The sequence below is a fragment of the Janthinobacterium silvisoli genome (assembly GCF_014200725.1).
GTDB lineage: Bacteria > Pseudomonadota > Gammaproteobacteria > Burkholderiales > Burkholderiaceae_D > Janthinobacterium.
This window is the reverse complement of the sequence record NZ_JACHCL010000003.1, coordinates 295769-314926: the sequence shown is the minus strand read 5'-3', so window position 1 is coordinate 314926 and position 19158 is coordinate 295769. Positions and strand designations below refer to the sequence as shown.

Genomic DNA, 19158 nt, shown 5'->3' with positions numbered 1-19158 from the left:
ATGGCCGGGACAAAGGTATATAGCGGGATATACCAGGAGGATAAACAGATAAATTCCTTGTTACGCTTCCGCAGCCAGCTCAGCATGCACGTGCGCCGTGATTTCGTAGGAGCGCAAGCGGTGCTGGTGGTCGAAAATTTGCGAGGTGATCATCAGTTCGTCGGCGCCGGTTTCCTTGATAAACGCTGCCATCTTCGCTTTTACCGTAGACGGCGAACCGATGGCGGTGCACGACAGCACGGAATCGAGCATGGCCCGTTCTTGCGGTCCCAGCTGCTCCAGGTAGCCGGGCACCGGTGGCTGCAAGCGCGATGGACGGCCCGTGCGCAGGTTGACAAAAGCTTGCTGCATCGAGGTGGCGCGCAAGTGCGCTTCTTCATCGGTGTCGGCGGCAAATACGTTAAAGCCCAGCATCACGTGCGGCTTGGCCAGCTGTTTGGATGGCTTGAAGTTGGCGCGGTAGTACTCGACGGCCATCTTCATCATCTGCGGCGCGAAATGCGAGGCAAAGGCATAAGGCAAGCCCATGTGGGCAGCCAGTTGCGCGCCGAACATGCTCGAACCGAGTATCCATACAGGCACATTGGAGCCCTTGCCTGGCACGGCCAGCACGCGCTGGCGTGGCTCGTCGGACATATAGTCCATCAATTCCAGCACGTCTTGCGGGAACTGGTCGGCATCCGATTGCAAATCGCGGCGCAAGGCGCGCGCGGTGGTCTGGTCGGAGCCGGGCGCGCGGCCCAGGCCCAGGTCGATGCGGCCTGGATACAGCGCTTCCAGCGTGCCGAACTGTTCGGCGATCACCAGCGGCGAGTGGTTCGGCAGCATCACGCCGCCAGCGCCTACGCGGATGGTCTTGGTGCCGGCCGCTACGTGGGCGATGACCACCGCCGTGGCGGCGCTGGCGATGCCGGGCATGCCGTGGTGTTCAGCCAGCCAGTAGCGGTTAAAGCCCCAGCGTTCGCCATGCTGCGCCAGGTCCAGCGTGTTCTTGAAAGAAATCGCAGCGCTGCTGCCTTCGGCGATGGGGGCCAGATCGAGTATGGAAAATGGAATCATGAGAGCAATATCGGGCTATTGGGGTAAATCACAATGGACGATTTGTCTATCCCCTGATGGCCGCAGGGTTGTAGTACCTGGCGCCGGCCATAAAGGAAAGACAAGGCTGACGCTATGATAATGCGAATCGGCTTTTTGCGTACTGATCGGTAAAAAACTCATGCTGATTGGAAATTCAATACGGCAATGTTAGAGTGACCATCCCGATATTGCCTGCCTGACCGATACCCTGATGCTCAAAAAACTTGCCCTGCGTACCTTGCTGCCGCTGCTGATCCAGTGCGCTTTCCACTTGCCCGTCCACGCTGCCGATGCCGCTGTCAGTGCTGAAGCGCAAGATACGGCCCGCTATGCGCTGGCGACCTATCCCGAAGCGATGATAGGAAGTTTGGCGAAGATGGTCAGCTTCAATACGGTGGCTGACCCAGCCGTGTCGTTTGAGAGCAATCCACAGCACACGGATTTCAAACGTTATCTGCAGCAAGAGGCACAGCGCCTGGGTTTTGATTTCCACGATTACGGTCACGTGGTGGTGATCGGCATGGGAACTGGCAGCGAGCGCGTGGGTGTGATCACGCATGGCGATGTACAGCCGGTGGACCCCACGAAATGGGCCCGTTCGCCATTCGAGCTGGACCGTACCAGCGAACCGGGCAAGCTGCTGGGACGCGGTACGGAAGACGACAAGGGGCCGATCGCCACCGCCCTGTATGCGATGAAAGCCATCCAGGATAAAAAGGTGCCGCTGCGCAAGCGCGTGGAATTGTATGTGTACATGGCCGAGGAATCGGACTGGGAACCGTTGAAGCAATTTCTCAAGACCCACACGCCGCCGGACATCAATATCACCATCGACGCGGAATATCCGGTGGTGACGGCCGAGAAAGGTTATGGCTCGATCAAGCTGAGCCTGCCAGCAGGTACGGCCTTGCCGAGCGGTGATGCGCCCGTCTTGAGCAGCCTGACGGGCGGCTTTTTCGGCAGCCAGATCCCGGAAGACGCCAGGGCCACCATCGAGCACGCGACTGCTGAGCTGGAAGCGCAGATACGGGCAAGGGCGCAACAGCAGCAAGGCATGCGCTACACTTTTGAACGCCAGGGAACGAGTTTGACCGTGAAAGCGCTCGGAGTATCGGCCCATTCGTCGAAACCGGAAAACGGTGTGAATGCCATCAGCATGCTGGCCGACGCCCTGAACGTGCAGCCATGGACGGGCACGCAGGCGGCCGATATGCTCTCCTTTTTGAACCAGCTGGTGGGCACCGGACTTTATGGCGAGAAATTCGGCCAGATCGCTTACCGCGACGCCTTCATGGGACCGATGACGGTGGCGCCCACCGTGCTCAAGCAACATAATGGCGAGCTGGAACTGAACATCAATCTGCGCCGCCCGCAAGGCAAGACGGCGTATGCCTTGCGTCAGCAAGTCCTCGACGCGTTTAATGGCTGGAAGGCGCAGCGCCATGTGGCCGCCGAGCTGCAAGTGCAGATAGGTGAACCATGGCTGCAAACCAGTGCGCCGCAGATCCCCACCTTGCTGAGGGTGTTTTCGCATTACACGGGCGTGGCTGATCCGCAGCCTGTGGCCATCGGCGGTGGCACCAATTCGCGGCTGTTCCCGAACGCCGTCAGTTTCGGCCCCGCCATGCCGCATACGGTGTACACGGGACACTCCGAACATGAATTCATCACGGAAAAACAGCTGCTGCTGAACTTGCAGATGTACACGGCCGTGCTGATTGAACTGGCGAAATAGGGTTCTTTGCAGGTGACAGAGTTTGCTTGAGAGCTGGAACCTTTATTGAAGACTGGAGTCATACGTCTCCATGTGATTCGAGGGGACGGCCATGGAGCATTACGGCAGACAAGAATGTAGCCCGGCCAGCACGGCGGCGCCATGAACTGGCCAACAGAGCTGGAGGTGGAGCACAAGCTGGCGCAGATGCGGGGCTGGTTGGAACAGCAGCGCGCTGGAGGCATACGTTTGCGCGGCGCGGACTGGTTTGCCTGGGCCACGGCAGGGGCGTCGAACAGTCAAAACCCGATGTCCCCGTGCGGTGGCGCCGAGCTGCTCGTTACGCGTGACCGGGCGTATATCCTCAGCGATGAAGCGGAAGCGCCCTGTTTGCGCGAGGACGCGCTGCACGGACCGTGGACGTGGCAAGTGTCGCCATGGATGCAGCCGCAGCTCCATGAATTGCGCGAGCATTTCGTGCAGCATGCGGCTGGCGGTGCATCTGTGCTATCGGACTTGCCTCGCCTGCACGAATGCGGCTTGCCCACCAGCATGCGTGAAGAACGCCTGGTTTTGCTGCAAGCGGAGCAGCAGCGCTACCTGCACCTGGGCCAGTTGGTGGCCAGCGCGGCAAGCGAGGCCTTGCGCAAGGCGCGCCCGGACTGGACCGAGCGGGAATTGGCGGCCGCCTGCGTCCGCGCACTGTGGCTGAGGGGGGTGCAAGAGGTGCATATTATTGCATTGGGTGCACAGCGGCAGTCGCTCTACCGCCGCGCACCAGCCAGCGCGACTACACTGGGGGCGCGCGCCGTGCTGGCCGTGTGTGCGAGGCGCCATGGCTTGTGTGCCAGCCTGAGCCGTCAGGTGCGTTTCGAACATGCTGGGCAGATACTTCGTCATGGCCACAATATTACAAAAAACGGCGTAAAAAACGGTGCTAATAACGGTATCGATAACGGTATCGATAACGGTAATAATATCGATAACGGCAGCAATAGCGCTGCTCCTGGCAGCACCGGTAACGGCGCGACTGGCGCCATTACCGACCACAGCAGTGTGGCGCATGACGATGCGACCCTACTTGCCCTGGAGGCTGTCGCGCTCGATACCTGTGTCGCGGGCAATGCCTTGAGCATGGTTTACCATGCGCTCGATAGCGCGTATGCCTATGCCGGCCACCCCGATACGGCGCTTCGTCATCGCCAGGGCGGCATTCAGGGTTATCTCGCGCCGGAAGTGATGGCTAGTGCCCATACGGAAATCACCCTCAAGCGTGGTATGGCTGCAGCTTTGCATCCCAGTTTGCCTTGCGGCATGGTCGAAGACACTTTCCTGATCGACGGCGATCACTTGCGTAATCTCACCTATGACCCTGCCTGGCCGTCAACCCTGATACAGGGGCGACGGCGGCCGTTGACCTTGGTGCTGGGATGAGCTGTGATCAATAGCGCTGTATCGCACCCCTTTGCACGCTGACCCGGTCACCAATCTGAAAGCCGGGCTGGGTGGTTTGCATGAGGGTGCGCGTCGAGCCATCGTCAAGCCGCAAGGTCACGCGGTACAGCATATTGTTCAGCGCTGCACCTCCTGTTCCGCCCGTTCCCGAGGTTCCTGTCTGCATGTCGCCGCTGCCTTGATCCATGCTGCGTGGCACGGTTTCTATCGTTTGTACGGTCGCCGCAGTGATGTTCATGCCGGACTGGCTGGCATCGCTGCCCGTGCTCATATCGCTGGCGGTGGAGGTGGTAGTGGCGGTGCTGCCAGTGTTGCTGGTATTACTGCCGGGCATGCTGCTTTGCGTACTGGCGCCAGCAGTCGTGTTGTAGGCATTATCGCCGCTGCTGCTGCGCGTCAGGCTGGTGCCGTCGGTAGAGTGGCAGGCAGCCAATACGGTACACAGCAAACCAGTCAACAACATGGTGTTTTTCGATCTCATCTTGGTCTCCTTATGCTAAAGATAGGGTTAAAGACAGGGGGATAACCGCGAGGCGATGGCAGATGGCTGATCGTATATTACATACTGCATAGTGCATCCTGGACGTCGCTGTGGCTAGCATAAGTAAGAGTATCCGTCGCGACGAATGTTCAGTGCCTGTCATGGCCGCTTGCGCCATATCAAGTGGTGAAATTAGCATGCTTGGTATAAATAGATGCTTTCAATCAACATACCAGGAGAAGAAATGTCCTCAGGCGCTACCGCAAAGCTGATCGATGAGTTGGTGTTGAGTGTACGTGGCGCCGAGCAAGACGCCCGCACGCGGCATGTGCTGGCGCAAGCCTTGCATGGGCTGGTGCGCCTGGCGCGGTCGGAACAGTTGCTGGAAATTCAGCGCGATGCGGCGCGTGCCGTGGGGGCGGGCAGCCGCCGCGAAATGCGCGCGCTGCTGCGGCGTATCGCTACGCCGGGGCATGGCGAGCAGGGGCAGTTAGCGCTGGCATTGATGGACAGCGACGCCAGCCAGGCCTGAGTTGCGCCTGGCCTGGTGAGTGGCTAGTTTTTTTCGCGGGCCTCAAGCGAGCCCAGTGCGGCGGCCACTATGCCAGGCCACAGGAAAGTCAAAGGCAGGACGATGATGGCCGCCGCCGTGATGTCGACCAGCCAGTCCGAGACGGCGCCGTGGCGGTAGGGCAGGAAACTCTGGATGAATTCGTCCAGCGCCCCCATGGCCGCCACCATCAGCATGGTGTGCACGGCGCGGCGCAGCATGCTGCCTGGCGTGCCGCTGAACAGGATCAGGGCCAGCACGCCGTAGCCGATGGAATGCAAGACCACACCGGAAGCATATTGAGCGATATCGGCGCGCGCGCCAGGAATATCGCCGATCAGGATGACCAGCGCATACAGGAACAGTGCCGTGCGGTAGCGCCAGCCCTGGTATGGCTCGGAAAAACAGTATCGTGTCAGTGTTGCCAGCATGGATGTTCTGGGTAGTGAAAAGAATAACCATAGCATGGGCAAGGCTGCAAGAGATGATACTTGCGCAATACTTTGTATACAGACAAAAAAAAGGCCCGCTGCTGAGCGGGCCAAAAACCCAAAAGGGTTCAAGAGTTGAGCTGGTACTCACCATGTCGCAGCAGTAAGTGTTGCCTGCGCCATAGTATGAAGAGGGTGTGGTGTACCACGGGGGCACACCTGTCTGTCGTCGCGCATATCGGTTGCGTGTACAGCAGATGAAGCTAGTATAGGCAGGGAAAATGACCGGGCCATGACACGCCGCAACATTTTTTAGAGAAAATTTTTGCTGGCTGTAGCAGTTGAAAAGATAGTAGTGGCAGCCGTTTGCACAGACGAAGGACAAAAAAAAGCCCGCTGGTGAAAGCGGGCTTAAAACTATTTTCTTGGAGGAGAATAGTGGAGACAGATGCATTATGCTGCGTCGCACTATATGTGTCTAATGGTATTTTCAGATATCGATTATCGTTTTTTGATATAACTGGGTGTTCTCATTCTTTGACGGCAACAGTGTAGTTCAGCGCCATGCGGCCGCCATCGACATAAATCGTTTGGCCGGTCATGTAGCTGGCGTCATCGCTGGCCAGGAAGGCGGCGATGCCGGCCACTTCTTCCGGTTCGCCGCAGCGCCCCAGCGGAGTGCGCGACAGGATGGTGTGGCGCGCTTGCGGGCTGGACAATACAGCTTGCTTGGCCAGTTCCGTCAGGATGGTGCCGGGGCCGATGCCGTTGACCCTCACGCCGTACGATGCCAGGTTCAGCGACATGACCTTGGTCAGCTGGTTGATGGCGCCTTTCGATACCACGTAAGGCACCTGGTTCGGGATCGCCAGTTCGGCATTCACGCTGGACATATTGATGATGCAGCCACTGTTGCGCTTGACCATTTCGCGCGCCACGGCCTGACCGCACAAAAACATCGATTTCAGGTTGATGCGCATCACGCGGTCGAAATCATCTTCGCAGACGTCGAGGAAGTCGGCCGCATGCGTCACGCCCGCATTGTTGACAAGGATGTCGATATGGCCAAAGCGGGCCAGGGTTTCTTTCAGCATCGCATCGACATCGGCTTTCTGGCTCACGTCGGCGCAGAAAAAATGTGCTTGCGGACCCAGCGCAGCGGCTGCTTGCGCGCCTTCCTCCTTGATGTCGACCAGCATGACTTGTGCGCCTTCGGCGATCAAACGGCTGGCGCACGCCAGGCCGATGCCCTGCGTGGCGCCCGTGACGATAGCGGTTTTGCCTTGTAATTTCATGGTGTTTCCTCTGCTGGTGGTGGCGCCGCGCTGGCTGGACGGCCATCCTGCGCGGCAAAAGCAGATTTTAATCCCTGCGCGGCGCTTACAGAAGAATCGCTTCGTTCGGCAATTGATTGCTGCGCGGGCCGGTGGAGGGGAAATGGCTTTGCAGCAAAGTGTTGAGTTGCTGTAGCGCTCGCAGGGTGCTGTCGTGGAAGTTGCCGCTGGCAAAACCGGTGGTCATGGTGCGGCACACGGCTTGCCATTCTTCCGGGCTGACACGGCGGCCCACGTTGCGGTCGGCCACGATATCGACCTGGTGCGAAGCCAGGTTGATGTAGATCAGCACGCCGCAATTGTCTTCCGTATCCCACACGCCATACTGGGCGAACAGTTCGCGTGCCCGTTGGCGGTTGCTGATGCCCGAATAGGCCATGCCTGGCGTCAGGGCTGCTTCGACGATCAGCCGGATTTCCGCGTTGTGCACGGTTTCGCCATCGGCGATGGCCGTCTCGATGGCTTTCAAGGTAGCTTCCGGAAACGCCTTGCGCGCCGCCGCTGGCGTGCTGCGCAAGTGTTTCAAGGTGCGTCCGCAGCGTTGCCCGAACGTTAGATGTTTCGTGCCGTGATGTTGATTCATTACCAGTCTCCCGAGGCGCCGCCGCCGTCAAAACTGCCGCCGCCACCGCCGCCAAAACTACCGCCGCCGCTATCGCCGCCACCGCCACCGAAACCGCCGCCGCCCGTAAAACCGCCACCGCTGCGGTTATTCAAGGCCTGGCTGAGGATGCTGCCCAGTATCACGCCGGTCGCGCCGCTGGACCAGTTGCTGCCGCGTTGCAAGCGGTTCGGCCCGCCACGTGAGCGGTAGACGATCAGGGCGACCAGGAAGCCGAAGAACAGCAGCGGCAGCCAGAAGCTGGCGCCTGTCTGCACGGCGGCGGCCGGTGCTTGTTTCTGCGCCGGCGCAGGGAATTGTTCCTGGTTCAGTAAAGTGGCGATGGCGCCCGTGCCCGCCACCAGGCCACCGTAATAATCGTTTTGTTTGAAATGGGGCGCGATCACGTCTTGCAGGATGCGTTTCGACTGGGCATCGGTCAGCACGCCTTGCACGCCACGGCCCGCCTCGATGCGCAGGCGGCGCAGCGCGGAAGGATTGTCTTTCGCCACCAGCAACAGCACGCCGTCATCGACACCCTTGCGGCCCAGCTTCCAGGCGTCCGTCACGCGGATGCTGTATTGCTCGATGGCTTCCGGTTCCGTGCTCTTGACCAGCAGCACGGCGATCTGGCTGCCGGTCTTGGCTTCGTAGTCGCCCAGCACGGCTTCCAGCGCCGCCTTTTGCTTGTTATCCAGCATGCCGGCCTGGTCGGTGACGCGGGCGGTCAGCGGCGGCACGGCCACCAGCTGTGCGCTGGCTGGCAGCGCCAGCCAGAAGAGCAGCGCCCCGCACAGCGCCGCCAGGTAGGCCCGGGCATTCATCTTATTTACCGAAATCGACGGTAGGCGCCGTCGAGATGGCTTTTTCATTATCGACCGTGAACGATGGCTTGACCTTGTAGCCAAAGATCATGGCCGTCAGGTTGTTCGGGAAACTGCGCGCATGCACGTTGTAATCCTGCACCGCTGCAATATAGCGCTGGCGCGCCACGGTGATGCGGTTTTCCGTACCTTCCAGCTGCGACTGCAGGTCGCGGAAACTGGTGTCGGCTTTCAAGTCAGGATATTTCTCGGACACCACCATCAGGCGCGACAGGGCAGACGACAGCTGGCCCTGCACTTGCTGGAATTTGGCGAAGGCGTTCGGGTCATTCAGCACTTCGGGCGTGATCTGGAAACTGGTGGCGGCGGCGCGCGCCTTGGTCACCGCTTCCAGGGTTTCGCGCTCGTGGGTGGCATAGCCTTTCACCGTGTTGACCAGGTTGGGAATCAGGTCCGAGCGGCGCTGGTACTGGTTGATCACTTCGCCCCAGGCCGCCTTGGTCGCTTCATCCTTGCTTTGGAAATCGTTGTAGCCACAGCCCGTCAAGATGCCGGCCAGCACGGTGACGCTCAAAGCCAGGCGCATCCATTTGGTGAATTGTTTGGTGATTTGCATGATGGGTTCCGTGCGTAGTGAGGGGATGCGATAAATATACCTGAATCTGTAGAGATGCCGCTTTCATCAGTCTCACTGCACCGTGGGTAAATTACCACATAGAAATAATTGATATATCAGATATGTCATCGTGATATATTAGAAAAAAGAATATCAACAAATCAAGGTTGGAGACACTGATGCCTAAGCCAGTAGCAAGAGCACGACGCCTGCAAAAACCTATCCCTTTCCAGCGCTGGGCTGGCCTCGCAGCCAGCCTGATGCTGGTCGCCTGCGGTGGTGGCGGTGGCGCCGCAGCGCAAGCGCCTATCGCCGTGACGCCGGTGCCCACGCCAATACCGACGCCAACGCCAACGCCAACGCCAACGCCAACGCCAACGCCTCCCCCCACTCTGGCCTCGCTGTGGCCCGCGTCGGCACGTGCCGATGCGGCGCTGGCCGGCCTGGAACCCGCCTTGCCGGCCAAGCTCTGCGCCACCCTGAGCGCCAGCCTGGCCAGCAATGCGGCTGGCTTGCTCGATGCAGCCGTGGATGCGGCGCCGGCCGATTCGCAGCCAGACGCGGCCCGCATCCAGGCAGCCCTCAACGCTTGCCCGGCTGGCCAGGCGCTCAAGCTGGTGGCTGGTAGCCAGGGACAAAACGCCTTTCTGTCCGGCCCATTGACCTTGCCGCCCAGCGTCAGCCTGTGGCTCGATGGCGGCGTGACCCTGTTCGCTTCGCGCCGTCCGGCCGATTACCAGATCGCTGGCAAGAATGCCTGCGGCGAAGCGTCTGCCAGCGACAATGGCTGTCTGGCCTTGATCACCACCACGCCAAATGGCAATGGCTTGTATGGCGAAGGCGTGATCGATGGACGGGGTGGGGCCGTGCTGACGTCGGGCGCTTATGCGGGCCGGCTCACCTGGTGGGATGTGGGCGCCCTGACCAAGACTGGCGGCAGCGCCATGAGCAGCCAGAATAATCCGCGCCTGGTGCAAGTGAATAATGGCAGCAACTTCACCGTCTATCGCTTGAGCTTGCAGAACGGGCCGAAGTTCCACCTGGTGTCGAGCGGCGTCGATGGCTTGACCGTGTGGGACAGCAAGCTGCTGTCGCCCACCCTGGCGTATTCCGTGGCTGGCTACCGCTGTGCTACGGGCAGCATGCCGGTAGTGTCCGGTACGGCCAACTTCACCACGCCCAGCACCTGTTTTACGCCAGACACGGTGAAAAATACGGATGGCATCGATCCGGGCCAGTCGAAGAATGTCTTGATCGCCTACAACCATATCAGCGTGGGCGACGATGGCATTGCCGTCAAGGCGCATACGGGCAAGATCGGCCCCGTGTCGGCCATGCGCATCTGGCATAACCGCATGTACTTTACGCACGGCATGTCGATCGGCAGTGAAACGGATAGCCAGGTCGATGGCATCAGCATCCACGACCTGGCCATCGATGGCTATGACATGGGTGCCACCAGCGGTTTCCGCATCAAGACGGACGACAGCCGCGGCGGTGTAGTCAAGAACGTGACGCTCGATGGCCTGTGCGCGCGGCGGGTGCAGCAGCCGATTGCGATCGACAGTTATTACGGCGACGCGGCCGATTCCAAAAATGCCCTGCTGCCGAATATCCACGACATTACCCTGCGCAATGTGCGCTACCTCGACACGCCAGGTTCCCGCTACAACGGCGACAAGGCGCTGCTGCTGTTGCGTGGCTACCAGTCGGCCACCCAAAGCTATCCGCTCTACAACATCGTTTTCGACAACGTGGTCTTCGACAGCCTGCCTGGCTGGGTCACGACGAAGATCAGCCAGCCCGTGCCATCGAATGCGGCATTGGTGATGGGCCCCGGCCCCGTCTCTTTTGCCAGCGTGTTGACGGCCGCTGCCGGAGCGAACGGAGTCAGCGTGACCGACCGCCGCAGCGCACAGGCAACGCCCTGGGATTGCAGCGCGGCCTTTGTTGACTTTCCGGCGACCAATGCGCCCATGTCCCAGCCTTGATCCCAGTGTTGATGTACTACACCGAGCGTTACCCCCAGCAAGACCATCATAATAAAAGGAGACCAGAGTGTTTATAGATAGCTATCCATTCCGACGGGCTGCAGCCTTGCCTGTCTTGCTGTTCCTGTCCGCTTGCGGCGGCGGCAGCGATGCGGGCGCGCCGGCAACTGTGCTGGCATCCGTGCAAGTGAGCCAGTCGGTCGACCGCAGCGCCGTGTCGGTGGGCGACCGCGTTACCTGGACTATGAGCGCGAGCAACAAGGGGCCGGGCGCCACCAGTGGTCCCGTGACCCTGGTCATGACCGTGCCGGCCAATATCAGTGGCATCAGCGTCACTGCCACGGGCGCCACTTGCGGCCCCGCCGTCAGCACGCTGACCTGCACCATCCCCGCAGGCTTGGCTGCGAATGCCAGCGCCAGCGTGGTATTGTCGGCCACGGCGGCGGGCGTGGATAAATTGGCCAGCAGCGTGATGGCCAGTGGCCCCGATGCTCCCACCTGCGTGGCGGCTGCCAGCTGCGCGGCTACCACCACCGTGACGGCCGCCACCCTGCCGAATGTGAGCGTGACGGCCAGCGTCGACAAGGCCAGCGCCATCGTCGGCGACAAATTGACCTGGAGTATCAAGGCGCTCAATAGCGGCAATGCACCCAGCGCCGGCGCGGTCACCTTGAGCACCAGCTTGCCGGCCAATATCAGCGGCGCCAATGTGACGGCCACGGGCGCCACTTGCTCCGCCATCAGCGGCAACACGCTCAGCTGCAGCATCGCCGCCGGCCTGGCGCCAAACGCCAGCGCCAGCGTGCAGATCAGCGCGAGTGCGGCCGCCGCTGGCAGCCTGGTCACCACTGTGGTGCCGGCCGGCGCCAATACCAGCTGCGCCACACCGGCCGTCTGCACCACCAGCACCAGCGTGACGGCTGCCGCGGTCGCCAATGTGCTGTTGACGGGCACGGTTGACAAGGCCACGGCCAACGTGGGCGACACGATTAGCTGGACGATCAAGGCTGTCAACAGCGGTTCCGCAGCGACGACGGTGGTCGTAACCTTGAGCAATACCTTGCCGGCGAATATCAGCAGCGTGACGGTGACGCCGGCGGGCGCCAGCTGCAGCATTTCGGGCAGCAGCGTGAACTGCAGCATACCGGCCGGACTGGCGGTGGGCGCGTCTGCCAGCGTGCGTATCGCCGCTGTGGCGAGTGGCGCTGGCAACCTGGTCAATACAGTGATGCCAGGCACGGGCAGCAGCTGCGCCAGCACGGTAGTTTGCAGCAGCACCACGGTGGTGGCTTCCTCCATCGTTGCCTCGACGGCAACGCGGCCACAACTGGATGCTGCCACGGCAGCGGGGTTGACGCCTGTGAAATATCTGGCGCAAGGCGGCAAGAGTTTGCCAGCGAGCAGCTTGCCGGTGGATAACTGGGACCCGACGGCTGGCGTGGGCGATGTCAGCACCTTCACGGCGCAGTTCACGGTCGATGCGGCGGGCAAGAGCGACGCCAGCAATTTTGTCACCGTGCAAGCGGCCATCGATGCGGCCGTCGCACTGGGCAATAAAGTGCCGCCCGTATTTATCCGCGTACAGCCCGGCACCTACCGCGAAACGGTGTGTTTGCCCAGCAGCGGAACGCCGGCCATCCGTTTATATAGCGTGGACAGCGATGCCTCTCATACGGTGATCGTGTTTAATAACGGCAATCCGACGGTGGATGCGGCCAAGACCAATGGCAACAAGTGCAATAGTTCGCCCGCCAACCCCATCGGCACCAGCGGCAGCGCCACCTTCGCCGTGAACGCGGCCGATTTCCAGGCCAAGAACCTGACTTTTTCCAATGATTATGTGAAGGGCAGCTTTGCGGGCAGCAATCAATCTGCCGTGGCCCTGATGACGCAGGGCGACAAGATCGTGCTGGAAAATGTGCGCCTGCTGGGTCATCAGGATACCTTCTACATGAAAAGCGGCAATGTGGACCAGGTGTCGCGCGTGTACGTGAAAAACAGCTATATCGAGGGCGATGTGGATTTCATCTTCGGCCGTGGCACGGCGGTGCTGGACAATTGCACTATCCATACCTTGAACACGGGCAACGGCACCGGCTATGTCACGGCGGCCAGCACCGATTACCGCAACGCCTATGGTTTCCTGATTACCAACAGCCGCTTCACGGCGGAAACGGGCACACCGGCCGGCCAGATCTACCTGGGCCGTGCCTGGGATGAGGGCGTTGCCAGCCTGGCTGCGTATGGCGCCACCTCGCCGAATGGACAAGTGTTGATCCGCAACTCGGTGCTGGGCGAGCATATCCGCAAGGCAGATCCATGGGCGGATTCGACGGCCACGCGCCCTTATAGTTCGGTGCCGGCTGGTGCCTTGCCGGCCAATCGTTTGCTTGAATATGGCAACACGGGGCCGGGGAATGGCAACTAAGGCTAGCAGGGTGTAAAGCCGCTCAAACAGCGCCGCGCTTGCCTGTAAGGAAGCGCGGCGCTGTCGTTGCGGACCCGCGCCGCGTTACAATACGGGGTTTGCAACTGAATATAGAGAAGGTGTGCCGTGAATTTCATCAATAAATTATCCGCCGCGTGGACGGCCAATAATTCCCTGCTGTGCGTGGGCCTGGACCCTGACCTGGCCAAGCTGCCAGCGCAGTTGCGCGATGCGCCCGATGGAATCACCACCTTTTGCACCCGCATCATCGACGCCACGGCCGATCTGGTATGCGCCTTCAAACCACAGATTGCCTACTTTGGCGCGCTGGGCGCAGAAAAACAGCTGGAAGACATCTGCCGCTATGTACGTGAAAACTACCCGCATATTCCGCTGATCCTCGACGCCAAGCGCGGCGATATCGGCGCCACCGCCACGCAATACGCGCGCGAAGCGTTCGAGCGCTATGGCGCCGACGCCGTCACCGTCAACCCCTACATGGGTGAAGATTCGCTCGACCCTTACCTGGCTTGGGCCGACCGTGGCGTGATCATCCTGTGCCGCACCTCCAATCCAGGCGGCTCGGACCTGCAATTCCTGCAAACCGATGGCGAACCGCTGTACCAGCGCGTGGCGCGTCTGGTAGCAGGTAAATGGAACAAGAGCGGCCAGTGCGCCCTGGTGGTGGGCGCGACGTTCCCTGAAGAACTGGCGCAAGTACGCGCCATCGTCGGCGACATGCCACTGCTGGTGCCCGGCATCGGCGCCCAGGGCGGCGATATTGCCGCCACGGTAGGCGCAGGCCAGACAGCGGGCGGCATGGGCATGATGATCAGCTCTTCGCGCGCCATTATTTACGCCAAGCCGCAGGACGGCGAAGATTTTGCCGATGCAGCGCGCCGCGTGGCGATTGAAACGCGCGACGCGATCAACGCACACCGTAGCGTTTAAAGTCGACGCAATATGAAAAATGCCGGGCTAGCCCGGCATTTTTCATTTAATCGCGTTGCGGCGCGACCATCTCTACATAGTCATACAACTCGCCCAGTATCTCTTCGCCCCGCTCATCGACCGATTCCGACAAGGTATCGATTTCCGTAAATAACATTTCGATGGTGCGGGCGCCCGCTTCGCCATAGAACAGCCGGGCGGCGCGGTGCTGTTCCCAGCGCAGGCTTTCCGCTTCGCTCAAGGTCTGCGGGAAATTGCGGGCGCGGTAGCGGAACAGCAATTCCTGCAGGCGTTCGTCGGCAAACGAGGGGCGGGCGGCGGCCAGTTCGGCCGGCGCCTTGCGGCGCAGCGAGTCGAGCAGGCGGCGGTCGTCATTGCTGACAAAACCGCCATACAGGTCTTCATCGACGTCGACTGCGCCTTCGCCAGCGGGGCGCTGGAAGACGGCCGCCCAGGTGGCCGACATGTCGGGCAAGGCGGCAGCATGGCTGGCGTTGGCCAGCGCTGTCTCGACATCGATGCCCCAGCGTGCGGCCATGGCAGGCGACAGGGTTTTCAAATTGCTGACCAGCATGGGCGACTTATTCAAATGCACGCTTTTCACGGGCAGGCGGGTCATGCCTTCCGGCATGGCATCGCTGCGGGTGAACAAGCGCGTGCGGATGGTGTCGGCGTCCAGCGTCGCCAGTTCGCGCGGATCGTACTGGCAATCCCATACCAGCACTTCATTCTTGTTGCTCGGATGCGTAGCCAGCGGCCAGACCAGGCCCAGGCAACCGCGCTCGGCCGGGAACATGCCCGAGACATGCAGGAAAGGCTGGCGCTGGCTGGCGTCCAGGTGCATGCCCATTTCGCTGGCGACCTTGTCTTTCTTGTGCAGCGCCAGGCAAAATTCAAACAGCTTCGGTTGCGTCTGCTTGATCAAGCGGGCCAGGGCGATGGTGGCGCGCACGTCGGACAGCGCATCATGGGCAGCTTCGTGCAGCAAGCCGTTGGCCTTGCTCAAGTGTTCCAGCTTGAAGCTGGTCTGGCCATCGTCGCGCTTGGGCCATTGCATGCCATCGGGGCGCAGCGCGTGCGTCATGCGCACCACGTCGAGCAAGTCCCAGCGGCCGCAATGGTTTTTCCATTCGCGCGCATACGGATCGTGCAGGTTGCGCCAGAGCAAGAAGCGTGTGACTTCATCGTCGAAGCGGATGGTGTTGTAGCCCACGCCGATAGTGCCTGGCTCGGAAAAAGCCGCTTCGATGACGGTGGCGAATTCATGCTCGGGCACGCCTGCTTGCAAGCATTGTTGTGGCGTAATACCGGTAATCAGACACGATTGCGGATCTGGCAAGAAATCATTGGCAGGCTGGCAATACAGCATGATGGGTTCGCCGATTTCATTCAGGTCGGCATCGGTGCGGATGGCAGCGAACTGGGCCGGACGGTCGCGGCGCGGCTGTACGCCAAAGGTTTCGTAATCGTGCCAAAGAAAAGTCTGGATAGTCATTGATGGTGGTGGCGTTGTGGTCGCTAAAAAAGTCGTGGCTATAGTTTTCTGAATACTTGCCGATAATATATGAGCGCGGGAAGATCACTCTCGCATGGTGTCATATATTGCCCGTTCAAGGAGGCCTATCGTGTCAATTCCCATCGCTGCAGGCGCTAATTCCGCCAGCTCCCTGAATTCCGTCAATACTGACGACAGCAAGGTCCGCCAAAAAGATGGCGGTAGCGCCGAAATGAGCGTCAACGACAAGTCGCGTCTGCAACTGAACGCGTCCATCATGCAGGCCTCGCTCAATGTCTCCATCGGTTCGCAGAATGATCCGCTGGCGCTGGTCTACAAATCGGCCATTACCAGCATCAATGAAGCGCTAAAGGGCCAGTATGGCGATGACGCCGTGCAAAACGCGGCATCGCAAGACAATAGTCCCGAGGCGACGGCGAGCCGCATTGTATCCTTGTCGACCGGTTTTTTTGAAGCCTACAAGAAACAGCATCCCGGCGAAGACGATGATGCCACCCTGCAAAAGTTCATGGATACCATCGGTGGCGGCATGGAAAAGGGGTTCAAGGAAGCGCGCGATATCCTGGGTGGCTTGAAAGTATTGGGCGGTGATATCGCCAGCAATATCGACAAGACCTATGCGCTGGTGCAAAAGGGTTATGCCGACTTCCAGGCCGCGCACAGCAGCAAGAAGGCTGATACGCAGGCAACGGATACCAAGGCGGCCTGATTTTCTACAGGGAAACGGTATTGCGTCCTGCCGCCTTGGCCCGGTACAGGGCCGTGTCCGCTGCGGCGACCAGCCCGTGTTCATCCTGGTTTTGCGCCAGGCTGGCCACGCCAAAGGAACCCGTGATATGCGGCAGCGGGCAGCGCATGTCGTTGAAGATGACGGCCTGCTGCAGGCGTTCGCATAGCCGCTCTGCCACCAGCATGGCCACTTGTTCGCTGGTATCGGGCAAGATCACCATCAGCTCTTCACCGCCATAGCGCACGGCAAAATCGGTAGGGCGCGAAGCGGCGCCGAGCACCTGGGCGGCAATGCGCAGCGCCTGGTCGCCGGCCTGGTGGCCGTGGGTATCGTTGAAGCGCTTGAAATGGTCGAGGTCTATCATCACCAGCGACAGCGGTTCGCCGCTGCTGTGGGCTGTGACGATCATGTTCGGCAGCAAATCGTTGAGCCAGGCCCGGTTGTACAAGCCTGTCAGGCTGTCGACCATCGATAGCTGGCGATAGAATTCGCCGAGTTTCTGGCGCCGGCGCAGCAAGGCGTTGGCGGCGCGGATGCGGAAGGACAGCAGGCGCAGCAGGTTGCGCGCCAGGCCGTTCGATTGTTCGATCAACTCCCACACGAGGCTGGCGTGAATCACCAGCAAGTCGGTTTCTTCCAGGGCGGAAATGGCGGCCAGGTTGCTCGCTTCGTCGAGCACCGATTGTTCGCCCACGCTTTCGCCGGGCAAGACTTTGCTGACCGTGCCGTCGTCCATGCCGGTGTGCGTGTCGGCGGCAACGGCCAGCGAGCCGCGCAGCACGATGTAGAGGCTGGCGCCTTGCGTATCGGCCAGCGCTTCGCCCGCTTCCAGGCGGATCACAGGGCAGGGCGCCAGCATGATCGCTGTCCGGCTGTTCGCCCCATCGCGAAATAGCTGTAGATCACCGATGTTGCAGTTTGAAGCGCCGAAGTTGCCGATCTTTTCCACAGTCCACTTTCAAGAAGCTGGTCCACGCAAGCAGTGGGTCAGTCGCTTCATGATAGCTTAAAGCGCACTGGACTGTAATGAAAAAGGCTTTCCAGAAGTGAAATTATGTGTGAAATACGACAATTATTTTGTTGTGATGATAATTGTGTGAAACACAATGATGGTGGGTGTTGTGAAAAACTGCTGCCCCAAATGCAAAGGCAGCCTTGATCGGCTGCCCAGGTCTCTATAAAGCCACGGGGAATTATTCGGCGGTTTCTTCCGCTTCCGTCGCGTCGGCTACGGCATTCTTGCCGCTGGCCTGGCGCTTGTTGCCGTGCAGGCGACCCATGGCGCTCTCGATGGCGCGCTTGAGTTTTTCGGTAGCGCCGCTGATCGATTGATGCACGGTGGCATTTTGTTCGGTGACGGCGATAGGTTGATAACCAGCAACGCGCGCTTCGATGACGCAACGGATATCGTCGGCGCCGCCTTTCGGGCCATTCGTGTCGCTCAGGTGGACTTCGATGCGGGTCAGGTTGTCGCGGAAACGGCTCAGTGCGTTTTCGAGCACGGATTGCACATGTTCGGTCAATCCAGGGGTGTGGGCGATGGTGCTGTCGGTATTGATATTGATTTGCATATGCTTGACTCCTTCAATTCAAAAAAAACCATCACAGCCGTGTTGCGGCCTCATGCAGATGACCTCCTGCATGAGACTTATCTTACTCCTGTTTCCCCTATTTCAAGGGCCTACACACGATTAAGATGGGCTTAACCCTTCAGCCAGATCAAGTTTCCTTGCTGAAATGTTTTTGAGCCTCATAATGCTTAATTGACCTCATTAGCCCTGATCAACCATTAATCAGGCCGGCGGCAATATTGATCGACAGGCCCAGCACCACCAGGTTGAAGAAAAAGCTCAGCACTGATTGTCCCAGCACGATCTGGCGCATCAGGCGCGTCTGCACGGTGACGTCCGAGGTTTGCACGGCCACCGCGATGGTGAATGAGAAATACAGGAAATCCCAGTAATCGGGATTTTTCTCATCTTCGGGGAAGCGCAGCGGCCTTTGCTGCGGGCTGGCCTGGTAATACAAGTGGGCGTAGTGGAAGCAAAATAAGGTGCCGACCAGGAACCAGGAGCCGACCAGGGTCAATATGGTCAGGCCGTAGTGCAGGGCGCGCATGTCGGGTGCCATGTCTTTCATGGCTGACAGTTGCGAGACGATCGCGGCCAGGCTCATCACGGAAGCCACCGACAGGGCCGACAGAACCATGGCCGCCCGTTCATCCTGGCGCGCCGCCACCGCCCTGACCTTTTGGTGGCTGGCGCGCATCATCATCCAGGCCATGGTAATCAGGTAGAGCCAGACGGCCACGTTCCAGGCCGCCAGCAAGCGCGTCATCTGGCGCCAGGAATCGGGCAGCAGCAAACCGGCCGCCACGCCGATCACGATCGCCAGGCTCAGGTGGGGGCGGCTGCGGATGAAGCCGTGCAAGGGGAATGAGATTTTCATGGTGCAGG

The 19158-nt window shown here is 60.1% G+C and carries 18 protein-coding genes; 7 read left to right on the top strand and 11 right to left on the bottom strand.

The window, feature by feature from the left end:
- Positions 1 to 60: 60 nt before the first annotated feature.
- Positions 61 to 1059 (bottom strand): LLM class flavin-dependent oxidoreductase, encoded by a 999-nt coding sequence (locus tag HDE75_RS17875; RefSeq protein ID WP_183678671.1) that lies wholly within the window; start codon positions 1057 to 1059, stop codon positions 61 to 63.
- 232 nt (positions 1060 to 1291) lie between these two features.
- On the opposite strand from HDE75_RS17875, the gene HDE75_RS17870 reads away from it, so the two are divergent.
- Positions 1292 to 2815 carry a dipeptidase gene (locus HDE75_RS17870; protein ID WP_183678669.1) on the top strand — a complete coding sequence of 508 codons (1524 nt, stop codon included), beginning with the start codon at positions 1292 to 1294 and terminating at the stop codon, positions 2813 to 2815.
- A gap of 141 nt (positions 2816 to 2956) precedes the next feature.
- Positions 2957 to 4228, top strand: coding sequence for a M24 family metallopeptidase (locus tag HDE75_RS17865; protein WP_183678667.1), 1272 nt, complete (start codon positions 2957 to 2959; stop codon positions 4226 to 4228).
- 7 nt (positions 4229 to 4235) lie between these two features.
- Here the strand turns inward: HDE75_RS17865 and HDE75_RS17860 are convergent, their stop codons facing one another.
- The gene (locus HDE75_RS17860; protein WP_183678665.1) at positions 4236 to 4730 is read right to left on the bottom strand and encodes a hypothetical protein; all 495 of its coding nucleotides are present in this window, start codon (positions 4728 to 4730) and stop codon (positions 4236 to 4238) included.
- Between the two features lie 244 nt (positions 4731 to 4974).
- Here HDE75_RS17860 and HDE75_RS17855 point away from each other — a divergent pair, with 244 nt between their 5' ends.
- Complete coding sequence (locus HDE75_RS17855) at positions 4975 to 5262, top strand: hypothetical protein (protein WP_183678663.1); 288 nt, start codon at positions 4975 to 4977, stop codon at positions 5260 to 5262.
- Between the two features lie 23 nt (positions 5263 to 5285).
- On the opposite strand, the gene HDE75_RS17850 is transcribed toward HDE75_RS17855, so the two are convergent.
- The 5 genes from HDE75_RS17850 to HDE75_RS17830 all read right to left on the bottom strand — a co-directional run bounded on the left by HDE75_RS17850 (position 5286) and on the right by HDE75_RS17830 (position 9056).
- A complete protein-coding gene (locus HDE75_RS17850; protein WP_260174164.1) occupies positions 5286 to 5711 on the bottom strand; it encodes a VanZ family protein in 426 nt (141 codons plus the stop codon).
- 530 nt (positions 5712 to 6241) lie between these two features.
- Entirely contained in the window at positions 6242 to 7006 is a 765-nt protein-coding gene (locus tag HDE75_RS17845; RefSeq protein ID WP_183678661.1) for an SDR family NAD(P)-dependent oxidoreductase, read from the bottom strand.
- An 85-nt stretch (positions 7007 to 7091) separates the two neighbouring features.
- A complete protein-coding gene (locus tag HDE75_RS17840) occupies positions 7092 to 7628 on the bottom strand; it encodes a TPM domain-containing protein (protein WP_183678659.1) in 537 nt (178 codons plus the stop codon).
- On the bottom strand, positions 7628 to 8470 hold the full coding sequence (locus HDE75_RS17835) for a TPM domain-containing protein (protein WP_183678657.1): 843 nt from the start codon (positions 8468 to 8470) through the stop codon (positions 7628 to 7630). The genes HDE75_RS17840 and HDE75_RS17835 overlap by 1 nt, the downstream gene beginning before the upstream one ends.
- Before the next feature lies 1 nt (position 8471).
- Positions 8472 to 9056, bottom strand: coding sequence for a LemA family protein (locus HDE75_RS17830; RefSeq protein ID WP_183678796.1), 585 nt, complete (start codon positions 9054 to 9056; stop codon positions 8472 to 8474).
- A gap of 209 nt (positions 9057 to 9265) precedes the next feature.
- On the opposite strand from HDE75_RS17830, the gene HDE75_RS17825 reads away from it, so the two are divergent.
- The 3 genes from HDE75_RS17825 (at position 9266) to pyrF (ending at position 14456) form a co-directional block, all read left to right on the top strand.
- Complete coding sequence (locus HDE75_RS17825; protein ID WP_183678655.1) at positions 9266 to 11077, top strand: glycoside hydrolase family 28 protein; 1812 nt, start codon at positions 9266 to 9268, stop codon at positions 11075 to 11077.
- 67 nt (positions 11078 to 11144) lie between these two features.
- Positions 11145 to 13505 (top strand): pectinesterase family protein, encoded by a 2361-nt coding sequence (locus tag HDE75_RS17820; protein WP_183678654.1) that lies wholly within the window; start codon positions 11145 to 11147, stop codon positions 13503 to 13505.
- A 126-nt stretch (positions 13506 to 13631) separates the two neighbouring features.
- Complete coding sequence (gene pyrF / locus HDE75_RS17815) at positions 13632 to 14456, top strand: orotidine-5'-phosphate decarboxylase (protein ID WP_183678652.1); 825 nt, start codon at positions 13632 to 13634, stop codon at positions 14454 to 14456.
- Positions 14457 to 14502: 46 nt separating this feature from the next.
- Here the strand turns inward: pyrF and sbcB are convergent, their stop codons facing one another.
- Entirely contained in the window at positions 14503 to 15951 is a 1449-nt protein-coding gene (gene sbcB / locus HDE75_RS17810) for an exodeoxyribonuclease I (RefSeq protein WP_183678650.1), read from the bottom strand.
- Positions 15952 to 16081: 130 nt separating this feature from the next.
- Between sbcB and HDE75_RS17805 the strand changes: the two genes are divergently transcribed.
- Entirely contained in the window at positions 16082 to 16681 is a 600-nt protein-coding gene (locus HDE75_RS17805) for a DUF5610 domain-containing protein (RefSeq protein WP_311735128.1), read from the top strand.
- A gap of 4 nt (positions 16682 to 16685) precedes the next feature.
- Here HDE75_RS17805 and HDE75_RS17800 read toward each other — a convergent pair whose 3' ends face one another.
- The 3 genes from HDE75_RS17800 to HDE75_RS17790 all read right to left on the bottom strand — a co-directional run bounded on the left by HDE75_RS17800 (position 16686) and on the right by HDE75_RS17790 (position 19150).
- Positions 16686 to 17651, bottom strand: coding sequence for a GGDEF domain-containing protein (locus HDE75_RS17800; RefSeq protein WP_183678646.1), 966 nt, complete (start codon positions 17649 to 17651; stop codon positions 16686 to 16688).
- 244 nt (positions 17652 to 17895) lie between these two features.
- Positions 17896 to 18273, bottom strand: coding sequence for an HPF/RaiA family ribosome-associated protein (locus tag HDE75_RS17795; protein ID WP_183678645.1), 378 nt, complete (start codon positions 18271 to 18273; stop codon positions 17896 to 17898).
- 211 nt (positions 18274 to 18484) lie between these two features.
- A complete protein-coding gene (locus HDE75_RS17790) occupies positions 18485 to 19150 on the bottom strand; it encodes a DUF1345 domain-containing protein (protein ID WP_183678643.1) in 666 nt (221 codons plus the stop codon).
- Positions 19151 to 19158: the final 8 nt, after the last annotated feature.